We start from the raw sequence: 20136 nt of genomic DNA, 5'->3' as shown, positions 1-20136 counted from the left end.
CCAACGGCACAGGGCGAAATAAAAGTGTGTGCGCCCGGCCCCTCCCGCACTCCCTGACGCGGCACAGGCGCACAAGCCTGTTAGTGTTTACACACCAGAATGATTATTTTAAAAACGGGGTTATTTTCCCGCCCCCCTGTTTTGCAGCGCCCCCTGCGCTTCTTCCTTGATTCTGCTGCTCAGGCTTGATCCAAAGAAATATTGGATAATGGCCGACAGCGCGACCCCCAACAGAAAACCGGTAACGGTATTAATCATATTCTCCCGCTGCACGATATTGACGGATGGCGAAAAACAGGCCATGAACAAAAATAGAAACGTCAGCAAGGTGACGCAAAACGCATACAGGTAGAGAAAATGGCTGCTCAGGAGCCGCAAAGCCGCAGGCCGTGGAGCCGCGTCCTGCAGATCCGGCGCAGCCCCGGCTGCCAGGGTGCCGGCCTCTCCCGCTTGCCCTGTTGTCTCCGGCCGGGCTTGCGGGTTATCTCGGTTATTTTCATTCATGGTAAAACCTCCGTTAATTAATACATCCGTTATTTCAATGTCATCCCACTCCCTGCGATTCATTAAAGGCATAACATCAGCGGGGTAAGTGATAAAGTTCACCTGTTTCATTTTGTCTCATTGACCTCTATGAGCCGTGTAATGAGGCGTAATGAGGTGTGCCAGCGAAATAAAAAACCCTCCCGGTTCTCATTGATGCCCCGGCAACCCCGGTGAGATAAGGGTAAAAACAACCCATTAGCGGCCGTTATTTCTCATTGCTTTATGATGCCGGGAAAAATAGCCGCGGCAGGCGGTGCATTTTGGCGGGAAAAAGATTGGCAAGGTTTTTTTATCAGATTAAGGGCAATGAACAATATGGGGGAATACGGCAGGCCTGAATGATTACCCGGCATCATCAGTTATGCGGCAGGCAGGCGGAATATGACAATTGTTAGCCGGTAAATAAAAGAAAGGGGCACAAGAAAGGATAAAAAAGCCGCCGCCGCTGAGATAATCCCGCGCCGGAAAGGGGCGGCGCAGGGCAAACCGGCGCCTTACGCGTGCCGGTTCAGGTGGGCAACGGCCTGCCGCAACCAGTGCAGCAAGGGTTCATCCAGCCAGGTTCCCTGCGAGAGTTCCGGCTGCTCCTCCATCGCCAGGCGGATTTTGGCATGAGTTTGCGGGTCGTTGCCCGCATAGGCACAAAACAGCGCCATCCAGCGCTGGGCCAGCGGCCGGGCCTCCGGGGCATCCGGCGCGATGCCCTGCGCCATCGCCCGGCGCATGTCAGCAATCAGCGGCGGCCAGGCGGACATCTGCTTCGGGTAGTTCTCATAGAGAAAGGCGTATTCGTCATCATTCAGGTAGCGGCGCAGGAGCTGCATTTTATTCTCCGCAAAGGCGCGGGTAATAAAGGCCTCAATCTCCGGCGTCATGCCGATTGCCGCCCGCATTGCCGGTTCCTGCTGGTGCATCTGGTTGAGCCGGTTGAGGAAATCGGGGTTGCAGGCGGTATCCCGCTCCAGCGCCAGCATCCAGCGCAGCGCCAGTTGCCGCGCGGCCGGTTCCTGCGGCAAGGTACGGTTCTCCAGCAGCCATTGTGCCTCTTTCACCAACGCACGCCACTCGGTGTCACGCGCCTCATCGGCCTGTGAGAGCGGCAGCTGGGTCAGCTCCTCCTGGGTAAAGTATTTCTCATACATCGTCGTTGACTCCCACGTTATCAGCCACAAATTCCAGCGTTGCCAGCCATTCGCCAATGGGCGTTTCCTCGTCCCGTTGCAGTTGCTCTGCCATCCGCAGCAGCCGGCGGCGCAGGAAAACAATATTGGCAAGCTGTTTGTCCAGCATAGCAATTTGTCGCGGAATCACCTCATGCAGGGGTAACGTGTGCCGGGCCAGCAGGTCACCGATATCCGCCAGCGTCAGCCCGAAGCGGCGCAACGCCTGAATCTGATGCAGCCGCACCAGATCATTCTGATGATAAAGGCGGTAACCCCCGGGCGAACGCGCCCCCGGCTTGAGCAAGCCCAGTGCGTCATAATGATGGAGCGTTCGTACCGTTACCCCGCCATGGCGGGCCAGTTCTCCTATCAACATCGTGCTCTCCTTTTCTGTACATCTCCATATAGCCTGCGGCCTGACGCGGCGTCAGGGTCAAGCCTTTTTGTTACACATAAACACCCCTGCGCAGTGCGGTGGCTCACAAAATTCCGCCCCGACTGCAACCGGTTTCTGAAACCGATTGCAGTGACAATCCCCCTTTCCTACACTGGCTCTGCACATTATTCATTCAGGAGATCACACGATGTCAGCATTTCCGGACGGGTTTTTATGGGGTGCCGCCACGGCGGCTTATCAGGTTGAGGGCGGTTACCAGGCCGACGGCAAAGGGCCGTCCATCTGGGATGAGTTTGCACACCGGCCGGGTGCCACTTACCAGGGCACCAACGGCGATGTGGCCGTCGACCATTACCACCGTTTCCGCGAGGATGTGGCGCTGATGGCGGAGCTGGGCATGAAAAGCTACCGCTTTTCTATTGCCTGGCCGCGCCTGCTGCCTACCGGGCGCGGTGAGGTGAATGAGGCCGGGATCGCCTTTTACAGCGACCTGATTGATGAACTGCTGAAACACCAGATTGAGCCGATGATCACCCTCTACCACTGGGACTTGCCGCTGGCGCTGCAACAGGAGGGCGGCTGGGAAGCGCGCACCACCGCCGACGCCTTTGTTGACTATGCCCGGCTCTGCTACCAGCGCTTTGGCGACCGGGTGAAACTCTGGTCAACCTTTAATGAGACGGTGGTGTTTATCGGCCACGGCTACATTACCGGGGCGCATCCCCCGGCAGTACAAGACCCGGCGCGGGCGGTGCAGGCCTGCCACCATGTGTTTGTGGCCCACGCTGCCGCCGTGGCCGCCTTCCGCCAGAGCGGCATCAGCGGGCAGATCGGCTTTGTGAACGTGCTGCAACCGCACACCCCGCGCAGCAATGCGCCGGAGGATGTGGCGGCCAGTGCGCTGGCAGACGGCATTTATACCCACTGGCTGTACGATCCGGTGCTCAAGGGGGAATACCCGGCAGAATTGCTGGCGAAAACCCAGTCGCTGTGGGGCGTGCCGCGTTTTGCACCCGGTGATGCCGACCTGTTGCGCAACAACATCTGTGACTTTATCGGCCTCAACTTCTATAAGCGTGAAATGGTGGCGGCCAACCCGCACGGTGACACCCAGCTCACCGCCAACCACAGCGGCACGCGCGGCAGCGGCCACCAGGCGGGCAAAGAGTTCGGGTTCAAAGGGCTGTTCAAGTTTGTGCGCAACCCGGACGGCGTCTACACCGACTGGGACTGGGAGATCTACCCGCAGGGGCTGACGGACGGGATTCTGGCGATCAAGGCGCGCTACGGCGATGTGCCGATCTACATCACGGAAAATGGCCTCGGCGCGAAAGACCCGATCATCGACGGCGAGGTGGTGGATGATGACCGCATCGACTACCTGCGCCAACACATCGCCGCGATTGCGGACGCCATTGAACAGGGCGCGGATGTACGCGGCTACTACCCGTGGTCGTTTATCGACCTGCTGAGCTGGCTGAACGGCTACCAGAAGCAGTACGGGTTTGTGTATGTCGATCATGCACGTGCGTTGGCGCGGCAGCGTAAAAAGAGCTTTTTCTGGTACCAGAAGGTGATTACCAGCAACGGAGAGCAACGCTGAGCAATCGGGGCCGGCCGGGTGCCGGCCCCGTTTTCCCCCTGCCCGTTCCCCCGCCGCGCCTTTCCCAATCTTCTTGTTTGTTTCTTAAACCCCAATCCGCTTTTACAACACATTCTTGATAAGCCGGGGAATTTCACTCTGGTAGTATGTGCCGGCTGAATGCGGGCCTCCCGCGTTGTTTCATCCTGCACAAAGGTTTTTTATGTCGCTAAATCAACATGCCCGGCGGATTGGCGGATGGTTGCTGGCCCCGCTGGCCTATCTGATCATGACGCTGCTGGGCAATACGCTGACGCTGGTGCTCTATGGCATGGCGCTCTCCCACAGTGAATCCCGTGCGCGGCTGCTCGGCACCACCGGCATGGCGCTGCCGTGGTATCTGTCACTGGTAACGGCGCTGGCGATGTGGCTGTTCAGCGCCTGGGTGCTGTGGCAGTTCACCCAGCGCAAACGCATTGTGCCGCGGCTCTACATTTTCTGGCTGTTGGTGACGGTGCTGCTGGCGATTAAAAGCTTTGCCTTTGCGCCGGTGCCGGATGACCTCGCGGTGCGCAGCCTGCTGGCCCCGCTGCTGGCGGCGGCGCTGCTGGTGCCCTATTTCTCCCGCTCGCGCCGGGTAAAACAGACGTTTATTGGCTAACCCCGCTGACTGCCCCGCGCCAACCGGCCGGGCGGCAGGCAGCGGTTCTTTTGACTTCAGACTTTCAGGCATTGCAATGACCGAATACCTGCTCTTGTTTGTCGGCACTGTGCTGGTAAACAACTTTGTACTGGTGAAATTCCTCGGGCTGTGCCCGTTCATGGGGGTCTCCAAAAAACTGGAGACCGCCATCGGCATGGGGCTCGCCACCACCTTCGTGATGACGCTGGCCTCCATCAGCGCCTGGGCGATCAACCGCTTTATTCTGCTGCCGCTCGACCTGGTCTACCTGCGCACGCTCTCCTTTATTCTGGTGATCGCCGTGGTGGTGCAGTTCACCGAGATGGTGGTGCGCAAAACCAGCCCGTCGCTCTACCGGCTGCTGGGGATCTTCCTGCCGCTGATCACCACCAACTGCGCGGTGCTGGGTGTGGCGTTGCTGAACATCAATCAGTCGCACAATTTCCTGCAATCCGCCGTGTATGGCTTCGCGGCGGCCGCCGGTTTCTCGCTGGTGATGGTGCTGTTCGCGGCCATCCGTGAGCGCCTGGCGGTGGCGGATGTGCCTGCGCCATTCCGCGGATCGTCCATTGCGCTGGTCACGGCCGGGCTGATGTCGCTGGCCTTTATGGGCTTTACCGGTCTGGTGAAATTCTGATGAGTGCGTTGTGGATTGCGATTGCGGCGCTGACGCCGCTGGCATTGATTTTCGGGCTGGTGCTGGGTTACGCCTCGCGCCGGTTCAAAGTGGATGAAGACCCGGTGGCCGAGCAGGTCGATGCCCTGCTGCCGCAGAGCCAGTGCGGCCAGTGCGGTTACCCCGGCTGCCGCCCCTACGCGGAAGCGGTGGCCAACGGCGAGAAGATCAACAAGTGCGCGCCCGGCGGCGAGCAGGTGATGGTGAAGATCGCGGCGTTGCTGAACGTTGATCAACAGCCGCTGGACGGCGGTGACACCGTCACGCACCCGGTGCGCAAAGTCGCCTTTGTGGATGAGAGCAACTGCATCGGCTGCACCAAGTGCATTCAGGCCTGCCCGGTGGATGCGATCGTCGGCGCGACCCGTGCCGTACACACCGTGGTAGCCGACCTCTGTACCGGCTGCGACCTCTGCGTCGCGCCCTGCCCAACTGACTGTATTGAAATGATTCCGGTAAAAACCACCACCGCCAACTGGAAATGGGATCTGAACACCATTCCGGTACGCGTCATCGCGGAGGGCCAGCATGTTTAACCTGCTCAAGGCCCTGAACAAACATAAAATCTGGGATTTCGCCGGCGGCATCCATCCGCCGGAGATGAAAACCCAGTCGAGCCATGCGCCGCTGCGCACGATGCCGCTCAGCGACGAATTCATCATTCCGCTGCAACAGCACCTCGGCCCCGAGGGTGAGCTGCTGGTGCGCGCCGGTGACCGGGTGCTGAAAGGCCAGCCGCTGACCGCCGGGCGCGGCCGCACGCTGCCGGTGCACGCGCCGACTTCCGGCACCGTGCGCGCCATTGAGCCGCGCATCACCGCCCACCCCTCCGGCCTGAAAGAGCTGTGCGTGGTGCTGGACGCCGACGGCGATGACCGCTGGTGTGCGCTGTCGCCGGTGGCGGATTACCACCAGCAGAGCGCCAACGACCTGATGGCGCGCATCCACCAGGCGGGCGTGGCTGGTCTCGGCGGCGCAGGCTTCCCCACCGCCGCCAAATTGCAGGGCGGCCGGCACGGCGTGAAAACGCTGATCGTCAATGCCGCCGAGTGCGAACCCTACATCACCGCTGATGACCGCCTGATGCAGGAGCACGCCCCGGCGATCGTCACCGGCACGCGCATCCTCTGCCATATCCTGCGCCCGGAGCGGGTGATCATCGGCATTGAGGACAACAAACCGGAGGCGATCGCCGCGCTGAAGCGGGCGCTGAAAGAGGACGCCACGCCGGGCGTGAAGCTTGAGCTGCGGGTGATCCCGACCAAATACCCGTCCGGCGGCGCCAAGCAGCTGACGCGCATCCTCACCGGGCAGGAGGTGCCGCACGGCAAGCACTCTTCGTCGATTGGTGTGCTGATGCAGAACGTCGGCACGCTGTACGCCATCACCCGTGCCATTGTGCACGGTGAGCCGCTGATTGAGCGCGTGGTGACGCTGACCGGGGAATCGGTCGGCCAGCCCGGCAACGTCTGGGCACGCATCGGCACGCCGGTGTCGCTGCTGCTGAAAGAGGCCGGGTTCCGCCCGCACGATCGGCAACTGGTGATCATGGGCGGGCCGCTGATGGGCTTTACCCTGCCGCACCTTGAGGTGCCGACGGTGAAGATCACCAACTGCCTGCTGGCCCCGTCACAGAGCGAAATGGGCGAGCCGCAGGCCGAAGAGGCGTGCATCCGCTGCAGCCAGTGCGCCGACGCCTGCCCGGCCGGGCTGTTGCCGCAGCAACTCTACTGGTTCAGCCGCGGCCAGGAGCACGAGAAAGCGCGCAACTATAACCTGTTCGACTGCATCGAGTGCGGGGCCTGCGCCTACGTCTGCCCGAGCAACATTCCGTTGGTGCAGTACTACCGGCAGGAGAAGGCGGAAATCCGCGAGCTGGATCAGGAAGCGGCACGCGCCGCCGATGCCAAAGCGCGCTTTGAAGCCAAACAGGCGCGCATGGAGCGGGAGAAACTGGCCCGTGAAGCGCGCCATAAACAGGCCGCTGTCCGGCTGGATGACAGCCAGAATGAGGCCGTGCAGGCCGCTGTGGCGCGGGTTGCCGCCAAAAAAGCTGCGCAACCGCTGGATGAGGCAGTGCGTGAGGCTGACCGGGCCGAGCGCCACGCCCGCCGCGCCGCCATTGAGGCGGAGATCCCGGTGGATCAGACTTCACAGTCAGAAGATGAACATCACCACGACGCCGATCCGCGCAAAGCTGCCGTGGCCGCCGCCCTCGCCCGCGTCAAAGCCCGTAAGGCCGCAGAAGCGGACGCAGACGCCGCCCCGGCTGCCGCCGCATCGGACACCGGCACGGATGACAAACGCAAAGCCGCGGTGGCCGCCGCATCGGACACCGGCACGGATGACAAACGCAAAGCCGCGGTGGCCGCCGCCCTCGCCCGCGTCAAAGCGAAAAAAGCGGTCGAGGCGAATGCCGATTTCGGTACCGCCGAGGTGGTGGATGCCGCTGTTCCCACCCCGCCTACCGACGACGACAAACGCAAAGCCGCCGTCGCCGCAGCGGTGGCGCGAGCCAAGGCTAAACGCGCTGCACCGGTGGATGCAGAGCCTGCCGACGCCGCCCCGGCGGAGCCGGAATTGAGCGCCGAAGACAAACGCAAAGCCGCTGTGGCCGCAGCGGTCGCACGCGCCAAGGCGAAACGTGCCGCGCAAACTGACGCAGAGCCTGCCGACGCCGCCCCGGCGGAGCCGGAACTGAGCGCCGAAGACAAACGCAAAGCCGCTGTGGCCGCAGCGGTGGCGCGAGCCAAGGCTAAACGTGCCGCCCCGGCGGATGCAGAGCCTGCCGACGCCGCCCCGGCGGAGCCGGAACTGAGCGCCGACGACAAACGCAAAGCCGCTGTGGCCGCAGCGGTGGCGCGTGCCAAGGCGAAACGTGCCGCGCAAACTGACGCAGAACCTGCGGAGGCTGCCCCGGCGCAGGCGGATACGGCCTCTGGTGAGGCACCGGAAAACCATTCGCCGCAAAACCATGCCGTAGAAAATAACCCTGCTGAACCGTTGCGCAAGGAGGCCGGGGCACCCCCTGCCGGCAGCGCCACGGAAAAACAAGAAAGTGACCCGCGCAAGGAGGCGGTCGCTGCGGCGATTGCCCGGATCAAAGCGCGCAAGGCCGCCGAAGAAACGATGTCGAACGAGGAATAAATGGCTTTCAGAATCGCAAGTTCACCCTTTACCCATAACCGGCAACGCACCAGCAGCATCATGCTGTGGGTGATGCTGGCCTGCATCCCCGGTATGGCGGCGCAGTGGTACTTTTTCGGCCCCGGCAACCTGGTGCAGGTGGCACTGGCGATGGTCACGGCGCTGAGTGCCGAAGGGGCCATCGTAGCGATGCGCCACCAGTCCGTTAAATCAAAACTGGGGGATAACTCCGCCCTGCTCACCGCGCTGCTGCTGGGCATCAGCCTGCCGCCGCTGGCCCCATGGTGGATGATTGTGCTTGGTACTTTCTTCGCCATCGTGATCGCCAAAGGGCTGTATGGCGGCCTCGGCCAGAACCCGTTCAACCCGGCGATGGTGGGTTACGTGGTGCTGCTGATCTCCTTCCCGGTACAGATGACCACCTGGCTGCCGCCGGACACGCTTCAGGCGCATGCGCTGGGCTGGCACGACACGCTGCTCAGCATCTTCAGCGGCCACAGCAGTGACGGCCTCACCGCCTACCAGTTACAGACGAATGTGGACGGCATCACCCAGGCGACCCCGCTGGACGGCTTCAAAACCGGGCTGCGCGCCGGGCATGCGTACACCCAGTTGCTGGCACAGCCGATCTACAGCGGCTTCCTGGCCGGTCTGGGCTGGCAGTGGGTTAACCTCGGCTTCCTGGCCGGTGGCCTGCTGCTGCTTGGCCGCCGCCTGATCCACTGGCATATCCCGGTGAGTTTCCTGCTGATGCTGGCGTTTTGCAGCGGGCTGGCGTGGCTGGTGAACCCGGCGCTCAACGCCTCACCGCTGATCCACCTCTTCTCCGGCGCGACCATGCTCGGCGCGTTCTTTATCGCTACCGACCCGGTGACCGCCTCCACCACGCCGCGCGGCCGCCTGATTTTCGGCGCGCTGATTGGCCTGCTGGTGTGGCTGATCCGTGTGTATGGCGGTTACCCGGACGGCGTGGCCTTTGCCGTGCTGCTGGCCAACATTACCGTGCCGCTGATTGACCACTACACCCAACCCCGTGTCTACGGGCATCGCTGAGGAGTTATGATGTTTGATACTATGCGACGCCACGGCACGACCCTGGCGCTGTTCGCGGCGTTGACCACCGGCCTGACTGCCGTGGTCTATACCCTGACCAAACCCACCATCAGCGATCAGGCTGCCCGGCAGCAGAAGGCGCTGTTTGATCAGGTGATCCCGGCCGGCGTCTATGACAACGCCATGCAGACCGAGTGTTACCTGGTCACTGACCCGGCGCTCGGCAGCGCTGCCCTGCACCGCCTCTACCTGGCGCGCAAAGGCGGCGAGCCGGTGGCCGCCGCCGTGGAAACCACCGCGCCGGACGGCTACTCCGGGGCGATCCAGATCCTGGTCGCGGCTGACTTCCACGGCAAGGTGTACGGCACCCGCGTGCTGGAGCACCATGAAACGCCGGGGCTGGGTGATAAAATTGAAGTGCGGATCTCTGACTGGATCAAGCACTTCGCCCAACAGACGATTAACGGGCCGGACGACCGCCGCTGGGCGGTGAAAAAAGATGGCGGCATGTTTGACCAGTTTACCGGCGCGACCATTACCCCGCGTGCGGTGGTGAATGCGGTGCGCCGCACCACCCTGTATATGGAAACCCTGCCGCCGGTTCTTGCCACCTTACCCCCTTGTGGAGCCTCTGATGAGTGAAGCCAAACGCGTAACCATTGACGGGTTGTGGAGAAACAACTCTGCGCTGGTCCAGCTGCTGGGCATGTGCCCGCTGCTGGCCGTGACCTCAACTGCCACCAACGCCCTCGGGCTGGGGCTGGCCACCACGCTGGTGTTGTTCTGCACCAACAGTTCGATTTCGCTGATGCGCCGCTGGATCCCCAGTGAAATCCGTATCCCGATCTACGTGATGATCATCGCTTCGGTGGTGAGCTGCGTGCAGATGCTGATCAACGCCTACGCTTATGGCCTGTATCAGTCGCTGGGGATTTTTATTCCGCTTATCGTCACTAACTGTATCGTGATCGGCCGCCCGGAGGCATACGCCGCCAAAGCGCCGGTGCGTTACGCCGCGCTGGACGGGCTGATGACCGGCCTCGGCGGCACCCTGACGATGTTTGTGCTCGGGTCGATGCGTGAGATCCTCGGCAACGGCACGCTGTTTGACGGCGCAGATCAGCTGCTCGGCAGCTGGGCGAAAGTGCTGCGGATTGAGGTGGCGCACCTGGATTCGCCGTTCCTGCTGGCGATGCTGCCGCCGGGGGCGTTTATCGGCCTGGCGATGCTGCTGGCGATCAAATACCTGATTGACCAGAAGATGAAAGCGCGCAACGCGGCGGTGAGCGTCACCTCGCCGGTTGCCCAGCCGGGGGAGCCTGAAAAAGCGTTATGAACCAGGAAAAAAGGACGAGTATTCTTAGCCGGCTGCGGGATAACGACCCGCACCCCACCACCGAGCTGGTCTACAGCACCCCGTTTGAGCTGCTGATCGCCGTGCTGCTGTCGGCACAGGCCACTGACGTCGGCGTCAATAAAGCCACCGCGAAACTCTACCCGGTGGCGAATACCCCGCAGGCGATACTGGATCTCGGCGTGGACGGCCTGAAGGAATACATTAAAACCATCGGGCTGTATAACAGCAAAGCCGAGAACGTCATCAAGACCTGCCGCCAGCTGCTGGAGCGGCACGGCGGCGAGGTGCCGGAAGACCGCGCCGCGCTGGAAGCCTTACCGGGCGTCGGGCGTAAAACCGCCAATGTGGTGCTGAACACCGCGTTCGGCTGGCCGACCATCGCCGTTGACACCCACATTTTCCGCGTCAGCAACCGGACGAATTTCGCACCGGGCAAGAACGTCGATCAGGTCGAAGAGAAACTGCTGAAAGTGGTACCGGCCGCCTTCCGGGTGAACGCGCACCACTGGCTGCTGCTGCACGGCCGTTACACCTGCATTGCCCGTAAACCGCGCTGCGGCTCCTGTATCATTGAGGATCTCTGCGAGTATAAAGACAAGGTCTACGAGTAGCGGCTTTCTGCCTCCCCGGCGCCGGGCTGGGCGACGGAATAGTGACGCCCGAGCTTGCCCTGCAGCCTCAGGTTAAACACCGGGGCGTCCGGGTGGGTGAGGCGGTTCTGCAACAGGTTTACCGCCTCCACCCCCAGCGCCCGGCTCGGCACATGCAGCGTGGTCAGCCACGGGGCCAGTGCCGTAAGCGGCGGGTGCTCCACCCCGCTGCCGAGCAGCGAGACATCCTGCGGTACCCGTAACCCCATCTCCTTCAGCGCGGCAATCGCCCCGTTTACCAGCGGGCTGCCGCCGCACAGCAACACGCTGGGCCGCTGTGACGGCGCGCAGGCGGTAAAGTAGCCACGTACCGCCTCCTGCGCCTCTTTCTCACAGAAGTTCTGCGTCACCAGCAAGTGATGTTCTTCATCGAACACACAGCGGTGGTGGTGAAACGCGCTCTTGATCCCCTCCAGCTGGGCCACCAGCGTCTCCGGCCGCAGGCAGAGCAGGGAGAGAATGCGGTGATGCCCCTGCTCCAGCAGGTAATGCGCGCCGCGAAAGCCGATGGCCCGGTGATCGGGCGAGACGCTGTCGAGCGCCATCTCCTGGTCAAGGCTGTTAATCAGCACGCAGGGCTTGCCGAAGCTGGCCGCCAGCTTGTGTACCACCGGGTCATCAATGCCGAGCAGGATAATCGCCTGGGCGCGCGGCGTGTTGAGCTTCTCCAGGAACAGCGGGATATCCGCGTGCCGCTCCTGCAGCGCGCAGCTATGCAGGTGAACGTCATGCGGGGCGATCGCCTCCTGCACGCCCTGAATCACCTCGTAATAAAAATGATCTTGCCGGGCATAAAAAGCCCGGTCAGGCGCAAACAGCAGAATATTATTAATCAGCAGCCGGTTGGAGAGCGTCTCCGCCACCCCTATTTCCCGCGCGCAGGCGAGTATTTTATCCCGCGCCTGTTGGCTGGTATTGGATTTACCCGCCAGCACCCGTGATACGGTGCTGAAAGATAACCCGGTACGTAATGAGATTTCCTTTATCTTTAACTTCCCCATCGGGTTGTGATCTCCGGCGCATAGGCCCCGTGAGAATAATTCACTGGTAGCCTATTGAAATTATTGAGAACGACGCAGGCTACGTGAAAAGCTCCCGGCATGGTGGGAGTATTATCACAAATTAGTGTTGATTCCTGACAATCTCAAAACTTACCTTCCTTTCACCCTATTTCAGATCGGAGATAATAATGAAAATATTATTAATAACGGTTAATTTAATTCCTGCTTCACTGTTAGCAATACGTTGACCTCGTTATATTCCGGCACTCCCGTTGCTGAAATTTATCTATTTAGTCATGCGCGGGTGAAATTACCGGAATATCCGCGCGACGTTTTCCAGCCGCTGTCCGGCAATGCCTGAGGGTTGCGTTGGCTGGCTTGGGCTTTTTTGCTGGGATCGGGGGTTGTTGCGTTGGCATACGCAGCATTCTGATTAAGATCGAGGTTTGTTGCGTTGGCATACGCAGCATTCTGATTAAGATCGAGGCTTGTTGCGTTGGCATACGCAGCATTCTGATTAAGATCGAGGCTTGTTGCGTTGGCATACGCCCGCATTCTTTCTGCGGCCCCGCTGCCGCCACCGCGCAAGGGGCGCGTAAGCGCCCGCCCCTTGCATCCCCGCGCCTGGGTGCCCCGGCTGAATCATTGCCCGCTCCCGCGGGTAGTATTCGCCCCATCCATGGGGCTCACCCCTTCGGGGCAACGCTTCGCGTTGTTCAAATTGGCTCCCGGCCAATTTGTCCTCATTTCGCCTCCGGGCTAATCGGGCCGCCGCAGACACGCTCCCAGCGTGGCTGCGACTCTCGCGGAATTATTCGCCCCATCCATGGGGCTCACCCCTTCGGGGCCAACGCTTTGCGTTGTTCAAATTGGCTCCCGGCCAATTTGTCCTGTGTGCTCGCCCGGCCCTGCGGCTCCACTCGGCAATGATTTTTACGCCCCCACCACCTCTGCATATCATTGGGTATGTAAGGAAAAAGTAGGGGTGATCCTTTTGGTTCTGCCCGCTCACCCGGCCCTGCGTCCTCGTCGGCAATAATTTAATGCCCCCGCCACCTCTGCATATCCTTGGATATGTAAGGAAATGGTAGGGGTAAATATTGCCCGGCCCTGCGTCCTCGTCGGCAATAATTTAATGCCCCCGCCACCTCTGCATATCATTGGGTATGTAAGGAAATGGTAGGGGGTAAATATTGCCCGGCCCTGCGTCTCCACTCGGCAATGATTTTTACGCATCCATCACTTCTGCATATCATTGGGTAGGTGTGAAAAACGTTGGCGGCAAATCCAGATATTCAGGCCGTCTCACTAAAACAGGAGGCTTCTATGATCATCGCCCAGGTATCAGACATTCATGCAGCACCTGATAATGACAATCTCTCCCGGTTCGCGCGCGCCCTCTCCTGGCTGGATTTCATTAAGCCAGATGCCCTGGTACTTACCGGCGATGTGATTGATAACCATTGGGCAGAAGGCTACGAAAAAGTATCGGCTTGCCTGCATAAAAGAACCTGGCCAACCTTTGTCCTGCCCGGGAACGCTGACGATAGCACAGGGATACGCGCTATGTGGGGTCGCCGCAGGTCTCCGGCCATAGAAGATGATGCACTGCATTTTGTGGCGGAGCTCGGCGGGCTGCGCCTTATCGGGCTTGACTCCACGCTCCCGGGATCGCCGGCAGGCAGTGTGTCTGAGCATCTTCTGTGGCTGGAACACACCCTGAGCACCGGCGGCGGGACACCCTCCATACTGTTTCTGCACCACCACGTATTTCATAGCGGCATTCCTTCCATGGATCAGATCATGTGCCGTGACGCAGGAAAACTGGGGGCGCTGTTAGGCCGGCATCCGCGGCGGCCCATCGCTATCGCCACCGGGCATGTCCACCGGCCGATGGCGGGCAATCTGGCAGGGATCCCCGCTTATATCTGCGGCTCCATCTGCCCCGCCAACCCGGTGTGGTTTGGATCAGACACCGTGCCCCCCGCTGACGATCCCCCCTCGCTGATGCTCTATCGCTTTGCCGGTGGGGCGTTGGTCAGCCACATTATTGCGGTGTGACCGTGTATCCCGGCCGGGAGAGCGGCGCAGTTCGCCAGAGAAATGACGGGATAATACGGCAAGGCAAATGCGTTCCCACTGACAAAAAAGGAGCACCTTCCGGCGCTCCCCGTTTTTATTGCGGCGGCTTTACTCCTGCCGCGCGGTTACAGCAGTTTTTTCGACTGTTTCAGCACCACGTCGCAGGCTTTGGTTTTCAGCTTCTGCTTCAGCTGGGCGGTGCCGACGCCGATGTTGCTCAGGTTCAGGTCGTTGCCCTGCCCGGTGTGCAGGATGCCGCCGAGGCCGTCCTGGTAATCTTCACTCTGTGCGCCGGAAGCGCTCTGGATGCCGAGCTTGCTCAGCAACTGATCCTTCACGCTCGCAGCGTTGGTGGTCGAGAGCACGTTGTTTTTGACGCAATACTCCAGCACACCCGCGGCGTTGGTGGCGCTTTCGGCTTTCAGGCCGTTGTCGCCGCCGTTGAGCAGCCCGGTCAGGGTGCCGAGCGACAACCCGCCGCTGCCGGTGGCGGCGGTGTTGCTGCCGCTGGTGGCAGTGCTGTTATTGCTGTTCAGCGCGTCGCTGGCGCTTTTCAGCGTACCGGCCCAGTCTGCCTGCGCCGCGCCGCTTACCAGCGTGCCGCCCAATGCCAGCGCCATAACCCAACGTGATGAAAACTTACCCATGTCCTGCCCCTCATTGATAAAAATGACTAAAAATGATGCTGCCAAAAATCAGGCTGAAACCTTAGGCGGCCGCGCAGGCCGCCTCAACCAGATCAGTCCGAGTTTGCCGCGGATAAGGTGAATTCAGCGGCTTATCCGGCTTAAGACAGGATAACAGGGTAAAACACTGCCGTCAGGCGCGATATCCGGTGGCTGTCGGTTTCTGCTGCCGTTGTTGCAACGCCAGCAAAATCGCCTCATAGCGCACCTCGTCCAGCCGGTAGAAACACCACCAGATCACCAGCGTCAGCAACGCCAGCAGCCCGGGGTAGATAAACATCAACAGCGTAATGCCGTGCTCGGCGGTGGGCGTCTGAATGCTGTTGGGCCGGTACCCCACCCACGCCAGCACCACGCCCGGCAGTGAACCGGCAATCGCCTGCGACAACTTGCGGCTGAAGGTGAAAAACGAATAGACCATGCCCTCGGTGCGCAGCCCGGTTCGCCACTCGCCATACTCCACCGCGTCGGAGGCGAACGCCCAGTAGAGGCTGTTCACCAGCGCGCTGCCGAAAAACGCCAGACAGGAGAACAAAATAAACGGCAGCGCGCCGGGCGTGGGCCAGAAATAGTTACAGAGATCGCCCAGCGCCCAGATGGCGCAGCCCAGCACAAAGGTCACCTTCTTGCCGTGGTGCTTGCTGAGCCACGGCACACAGGCCACGCCAAGGAACACGCAGCCCATGCTGAAAAACCCCATATAGGGCAGGATGCCGATGTCACGCAGCACATACTGGCAATAGTAAACCTGTGCCACCAGCTTGACGTTAAAGGCGGAAAAGGTCAGCAGGTTCACCAGGCAGAGCAGCAGCAGCGGCGTATTGCGGCCGATGGCGCGCACCCCGGCCATCAGCGGGAACGGCGGTGCCTGGCGCTGAGCCGCCTCCGGCTGGCCGATGCGCTCATGGATATTGGCGTAACAGAACAGCTGCAACAGCACGCCCACCAGCGCAAAGCCCCCCACCACCCACAGCGCCCCCTGTTGGCTGGTGGGCACCCAGGCCAGCAGCGGCACAAAACAGACGGTGGTGATCAGCAGCGCCAGGTTCGAGCCGCCCTGCCGCCAGGCGGCCAGCTGGGCGCGCTCCACCGGGTCTTGCGTCATGGCGGCGATCATCGAGCCGTAAGGGATATTCACAATGCTGTAAATCAGCCCAAACAGCATATAGCTGAAATAGGCCCACAGCAGCGTGCCGTCCGGGCTGAAGCCCGGCTGCCAGAAACTCGCCAGCGTCGCCAGCCCGAGCGGGACCGCGCCGAACAGGATAAACGGCCGGAACTTGCCGCGCGGGCCGATGTTGCGCCGCCGGTCTACCCAGGTGCCGACGCTGAAATCCGCCAGGGCGTCAAACAGCTTGGTGAAGAAAAACACCCCACCGGCGGCCGCAGGCGGCAGGCCCAGTGTGTCGGTGTAGAACTTCAGCAGGTAGATCTGCCCGAGGTCAAACATAAAGCCGTTGCCGACGTCGCCCAGCCCGTAGGCCAGCTTCTCGCGCAGCGTCAGCAGCGGTTGCGCCTGCTCGCCCCCGGCGGGCCGGGCGGCCGCCAGGGTTGTGGAATGGTGCATCATGATGTTTTTCTCCCCACCTGAACGGCCGGCGGTCGTGGTATGTGCGGGTCAGGCGTCGCCGGCGGGGTGCCGGCGCGCCTCCAGGTCACTGACGATCTTCACGTAAGTCTTCTCATTCAGGCGGTAAAACAGCCCCATCACGGCGGCGGTCACCAGCGCCAGCACGCAGGGGCAGAAAAAAATCAGCTGGCGTAACCCCTCCTGTGTGGCGTCGCTCTGCACCACGTTCGGCACGTAACCGATCTGCGTCAGCATCAGGCCGGGGAAGAAACCGGCCAGCGCCTGCGACACCTTACGGAAGAAAGTGAAGCCGGTGTAAACCGTGCCCTCGGCGCGCACGCCGGTGCGCCACTCGCCGAACTCCACCGTGTCTGACACCAGCGCCCAGTTGAGGCTGTTGACAAACGCCGAGCCGAAAAAGGCCAGGCAGGAGAACAGCACAAACAGCAGCGAACTGCTGCCGAAGGCGTAGTTCAGCAGGTCACCCGCCGCCCAGATCAACAGCCCGCCGAGGTAGACCGGCTTCTTGCCGAAACGGCGCACCATCACCGGCACCAGCAACACCCCGAGGAAGATGCAGCCCATGCTGAAGAAGCCCATCCACGCCATCAGTGAGAGGTCGTTCAATACGTACTGGGTGTAGTAGATCTGGATCGCCAGCTTGACGTTAAACGCCGCCAGCGTGCAGAGGTTCGCCAGGCAGAGGATGAACAGCGGCCGGTTACCGGCGATGGCGCGGAACGAGGCGAGCAGCCCCGGCCGTGCGCCGCTGGGCGCGGCGCTGACATAACGCTCGGTCACGCCGCGGTAACAGAGCCACATGCAGCCGAGGCCCAGCAGCGCAAACAGCGAGGAGGCGGCCAGATAGCCCTGCTGCGGGTTGTGCGCAAAGCGGTCGAGGATCGGCACAAAGCCCACGGTGCAGAGCAGCAGGCCGAGCGTCGCCCCACCCTGCCGCCAGGCGGCGAGCTGGGCGCGGTCATCCGGGTTTTTGGTCATCGCCGGTACCATCGCGCCGTAGGCGCAGTTCATCATGCTGAAAAACAGGCCGTAGAGCATAAACAGCACGGTCGCTATCAGCGCTTTGCCGCCGGGTGAGAATGGCGTGCCGACGAAGTTCACGACCGCCAGCAGCGCCACCGGGAAGGCGGCAAACAGGATAAACGGCCGGAACTTGCCGCGCGGCCCAACGTGGCGGCGGGCATCCAGCAGCACGCCGGTGCCCATGTCGGTGAAGGCAGTGAAGAACTTCGCCACCAGAAAAATCAGGCCGCCCCACGCGCCCGGCAGGCCGAGCACATCGGTGTAGAACTTGAGTAAATAGAGCGTGCCGATATCCAGCAGCAGGTTGGAACCGACATCGCCGAGGCCGTAGGCGACTTTTTCACGCAGCGGCAACGTGGAGAGCACGGCGCGCGGCGGTGCTTCGACGGAGAGGGTCATGGTTAATCTCCTGAGAGGCGCACCGCAGGGCGGTGCGCAAAAAAGGGTGTGGACGTACCGGTCAGGCGTCACGCAGGGTGGCGAACAGCACCGCCCATGCACTGTCACGGCGGTAGAACACCGGCGGCTGCCCCAGCGGCGCGGCCACGGTGACCTCATGGCCGCCGCTGTCCGGCTCGCCGGTCCAGAGGTTGACCCAGTGGTCACGCGGCAGGTAAAGCGTCCACGCCCGGCAGTCGGGCTGGTGCACCGGCGCCACCAGCAGGTCCCGCCCCAGCAGGTACTGGTAGGCGAGATCAAAGGTCTGCGGGTCATCCTCGTAGTGCAGCAGCAGCGGGCGCATCACCGGGATGCCCTCGCGGCTGTTCTCCGCCACCGCCTGCTTCAGGTAGGGTTTCAGGCGGCGGAAGATGCCGGTCATACGCGCCAGGTGGCACAGGGTGTCGTCGTCGCTGTCGAACTGCCAGTTATCGTCCGGGCGGTTGCCTTCGTGGCTGCGCATCATTGGGGTGAAGGCGGCGAAATCGCACCAGCGCAGCAGCAGCTCTTTGCTGCGTTTCATGCCGAACAGCGTGGTGTAGCCGCCGAGGTCGCTGTGGTGCAGGCCGTGGCCGGTCATCGCCAGTGACAGCGCCGCCGGGATCACCGACGCCAGCCCGTCATCCAGGCTCCAGTCCACGTTCTGATCCCCGGCCCACATCATCAGCGAATATTTCTGGCTGCCGGTGTAACCGGCGCGCATAAAGAACAGCACCTCGCCCAGTTTGCCGGTCTCGGCCAGCGCCTCGTAGTTGCACTGCGCCCAGAGCGCCGGCCAGCGGTTGTGCATGATCTCGGCGCTCACGCCGTTGTGCAGGAAGGTGTCGGTGGGCAGGTATTCGCCGAAGTCGGCCATCCAGCCGTCGAGGCCGAAGCCAATCAGGTTGCGTTTGATCACCTCTTTGTACCAGCGGTACGCCGCGGGGTTGGTGAGATCCACCACCCCGGCGTAGAACTCGCCGAACTCCACCTGATAGTCGCGCCCCTCCGCGTCCCGCGTCAGGTAGCCGTGGGCCGCCGCCTCGGCGTAGAGCTCTTTCTCGATTGCCACGTAGGGATTGATGTAGCCGAGGAAGCGCACGCCCTCCTGTTTCCACTGCGGGATGCGCTGGTCAAGCCCCGGGTAGAGTTCTTCGTCCCAGCGCCAGTTCCACATCAGCCGTTTGCCGAACGAGGTGATGCGACGCCCTTCCCAGTCCTGCGCCCAGATGCCCGCCACGCTGACGCCCATTTCACGGGCGCGATCCAGCTTCTGCTGGCAGACGTCGGTGCCGCCCTGAATGCCGAGGATGATGCCGTCATACACCCAGTCCGGCAGTTCCGGCTGGCGGCCGAGCATCGTCGAGAGTTTGCTGACCAGCGCCAGCTGGCTTGGGGCGGTGTCAAAGCAGAGCTCGGCCTGTGCTTCCCAGATTGCCAGCTCATGGTGGTCAGGCGCAGAGAAGTCAAAACACATGTAGCTGCTGTTGCTGACATGGCAGAAATAGCGGCGGCTGGAGACAAAGGTCGGCTGCGGGAAGAACGTCCAGTAGTAGTCGCCGCCGGCGTTTTCCTGGCAGTCCGCCTGCCAGGTGACCAACGTTTTTTTGTTGCGCCCGACGCCCTGTTCACTGGTCCAGAGCGGGAACGGGCGGCCGCGCAGGTTGAAGTAGGAGAACTGCTCGCCGCAGCCGTAAACGCGCTCCTCCGGCTCCGCCACCAGGTTCAGCCAGAGCCGGTTATGGTGCGGGCTGGCGTTGGCGATCAGAAGCCGCAGGCGGCCTGCGTCATCCTGTGCGATGGTCAGCGTGGCGGAGGCGACCGCCCCGCGTGACAGCGTGACGCAGACCCCGTGTGCGCTGTCACGGATGGCGCACTCAGTCAGCGCCAGTTTTTCATGCAGCTTGTCTTTGATGCTGAAGTTGCCGCGGAACATCTCAATGTCCGCCTCGCCCTGCCCGACGCTCAGGCAGGGGTGTTGCGCGCTGTGCTGCAACAGCAGGCGGCCGTCGAGGTGCAGGGTAAAGCCGTCTGTGGCCGGGCTGAACCGGAGGCCGCCCTGGGGGGTGGTGCTTGTCATGAT

Annotated in this window: 19 protein-coding genes; 10 read left to right on the top strand and 9 right to left on the bottom strand. The window is 61.9% G+C overall.

The genetic code is table 11. The annotated features are described in order from the left end of the window. Positions 1 to 120 precede the first annotated feature (120 nt). The 3 genes from CYR55_RS02485 to CYR55_RS23885 all read right to left on the bottom strand — a co-directional run bounded on the left by CYR55_RS02485 (position 121) and on the right by CYR55_RS23885 (position 2085). Positions 121 to 615, bottom strand: coding sequence for a hypothetical protein (locus CYR55_RS02485; RefSeq protein ID WP_101814560.1), 495 nt, complete (start codon positions 613 to 615; stop codon positions 121 to 123). A 425-nt stretch (positions 616 to 1040) separates the two neighbouring features. Next, positions 1041 to 1688 (bottom strand): TipAS antibiotic-recognition domain-containing protein, encoded by a 648-nt coding sequence (locus tag CYR55_RS23890; RefSeq protein ID WP_241522059.1) that lies wholly within the window; start codon positions 1686 to 1688, stop codon positions 1041 to 1043. Further along, the gene (locus tag CYR55_RS23885) at positions 1681 to 2085 is read right to left on the bottom strand and encodes a MerR family transcriptional regulator (RefSeq protein ID WP_241522058.1); all 405 of its coding nucleotides are present in this window, start codon (positions 2083 to 2085) and stop codon (positions 1681 to 1683) included. The genes CYR55_RS23890 and CYR55_RS23885 overlap by 8 nt, the downstream gene beginning before the upstream one ends. 208 nt (positions 2086 to 2293) lie before the next feature. Here CYR55_RS23885 and CYR55_RS02475 point away from each other — a divergent pair, with 208 nt between their 5' ends. From CYR55_RS02475 to nth, 9 genes are all read left to right on the top strand, one after another. Then, positions 2294 to 3709, top strand: a complete 1416-nt coding sequence (locus tag CYR55_RS02475) for a glycoside hydrolase family 1 protein (protein ID WP_101814559.1) — start codon at positions 2294 to 2296, stop codon at positions 3707 to 3709. Positions 3710 to 3911: 202 nt separating this feature from the next. Continuing rightward, positions 3912 to 4349 carry a DUF2569 domain-containing protein gene (locus CYR55_RS02470; RefSeq protein WP_101814558.1) on the top strand — a complete coding sequence of 146 codons (438 nt, stop codon included), beginning with the start codon at positions 3912 to 3914 and terminating at the stop codon, positions 4347 to 4349. Positions 4350 to 4425: 76 nt separating this feature from the next. Further along, complete coding sequence (gene rsxA, locus CYR55_RS02465; RefSeq protein WP_101814557.1) at positions 4426 to 5007, top strand: electron transport complex subunit RsxA; 582 nt, start codon at positions 4426 to 4428, stop codon at positions 5005 to 5007. Next, entirely contained in the window at positions 5007 to 5582 is a 576-nt protein-coding gene (gene rsxB / locus CYR55_RS02460; RefSeq protein ID WP_101814556.1) for an electron transport complex subunit RsxB, read from the top strand. Before rsxA ends, rsxB begins: the two co-directional genes overlap by 1 nt. After that, a complete protein-coding gene (rsxC, locus tag CYR55_RS02455; protein ID WP_101814555.1) occupies positions 5575 to 8193 on the top strand; it encodes an electron transport complex subunit RsxC in 2619 nt (872 codons plus the stop codon). Before rsxB ends, rsxC begins: the two co-directional genes overlap by 8 nt. After that, the gene (gene rsxD, locus CYR55_RS02450; protein WP_101814554.1) at positions 8194 to 9246 is read left to right on the top strand and encodes an electron transport complex subunit RsxD; all 1053 of its coding nucleotides are present in this window, start codon (positions 8194 to 8196) and stop codon (positions 9244 to 9246) included. It abuts the gene before it with no gap. A 9-nt stretch (positions 9247 to 9255) separates the two neighbouring features. Next, positions 9256 to 9888 (top strand): electron transport complex subunit RsxG, encoded by a 633-nt coding sequence (gene rsxG / locus CYR55_RS02445; protein WP_101814553.1) that lies wholly within the window; start codon positions 9256 to 9258, stop codon positions 9886 to 9888. After that, on the top strand, positions 9881 to 10582 hold the full coding sequence (locus CYR55_RS02440; protein WP_101814552.1) for an electron transport complex subunit E: 702 nt from the start codon (positions 9881 to 9883) through the stop codon (positions 10580 to 10582). The genes rsxG and CYR55_RS02440 overlap by 8 nt, the downstream gene beginning before the upstream one ends. Beyond that, a complete protein-coding gene (gene nth, locus CYR55_RS02435; RefSeq protein ID WP_101814551.1) occupies positions 10579 to 11214 on the top strand; it encodes an endonuclease III in 636 nt (211 codons plus the stop codon). Before CYR55_RS02440 ends, nth begins: the two co-directional genes overlap by 4 nt. Here nth and CYR55_RS02430 read toward each other — a convergent pair. Both CYR55_RS02430 and CYR55_RS23270 read right to left on the bottom strand, forming a co-directional pair. Beyond that, the gene (locus tag CYR55_RS02430; protein ID WP_101814550.1) at positions 11205 to 12254 is read right to left on the bottom strand and encodes a LacI family DNA-binding transcriptional regulator; all 1050 of its coding nucleotides are present in this window, start codon (positions 12252 to 12254) and stop codon (positions 11205 to 11207) included. The two genes, nth and CYR55_RS02430, sit on opposite strands and share 10 nt — an antisense overlap. Before the next feature lie 294 nt (positions 12255 to 12548). Beyond that, complete coding sequence (locus CYR55_RS23270) at positions 12549 to 12809, bottom strand: hypothetical protein (protein ID WP_146000939.1); 261 nt, start codon at positions 12807 to 12809, stop codon at positions 12549 to 12551. A 771-nt stretch (positions 12810 to 13580) separates the two neighbouring features. Here CYR55_RS23270 and CYR55_RS02425 point away from each other — a divergent pair. Next, a complete protein-coding gene (locus CYR55_RS02425) occupies positions 13581 to 14315 on the top strand; it encodes a metallophosphoesterase (RefSeq protein WP_101814549.1) in 735 nt (244 codons plus the stop codon). Between the two features lie 146 nt (positions 14316 to 14461). Here the strand turns inward: CYR55_RS02425 and CYR55_RS02420 are convergent, their stop codons facing one another. The 4 genes from CYR55_RS02420 to CYR55_RS02405 all read right to left on the bottom strand — a co-directional run bounded on the left by CYR55_RS02420 (position 14462) and on the right by CYR55_RS02405 (position 20133). Further along, entirely contained in the window at positions 14462 to 14983 is a 522-nt protein-coding gene (locus CYR55_RS02420) for a YjjA family protein (protein WP_101814548.1), read from the bottom strand. A 172-nt stretch (positions 14984 to 15155) separates the two neighbouring features. Beyond that, positions 15156 to 16592 (bottom strand): glycoside-pentoside-hexuronide (GPH):cation symporter, encoded by a 1437-nt coding sequence (locus CYR55_RS02415; RefSeq protein ID WP_241522057.1) that lies wholly within the window; start codon positions 16590 to 16592, stop codon positions 15156 to 15158. A gap of 48 nt (positions 16593 to 16640) precedes the next feature. Continuing rightward, positions 16641 to 18035 (bottom strand): MFS transporter, encoded by a 1395-nt coding sequence (locus CYR55_RS02410; RefSeq protein WP_101814547.1) that lies wholly within the window; start codon positions 18033 to 18035, stop codon positions 16641 to 16643. A gap of 61 nt (positions 18036 to 18096) precedes the next feature. Beyond that, positions 18097 to 20133 (bottom strand): alpha-glucosidase, encoded by a 2037-nt coding sequence (locus CYR55_RS02405; RefSeq protein ID WP_101814546.1) that lies wholly within the window; start codon positions 20131 to 20133, stop codon positions 18097 to 18099. Between the last annotated feature and the right edge of the window lie 3 nt (positions 20134 to 20136).

This window comes from Chimaeribacter californicus, assembly GCF_002858675.1.
GTDB classification, from domain to species: Bacteria; Pseudomonadota; Gammaproteobacteria; order Enterobacterales; family Enterobacteriaceae; genus Chimaeribacter; species Chimaeribacter californicus.
Note: the sequence above shows the minus strand (reverse complement) of the source record. Positions and strands in the feature narration are given on the sequence as shown.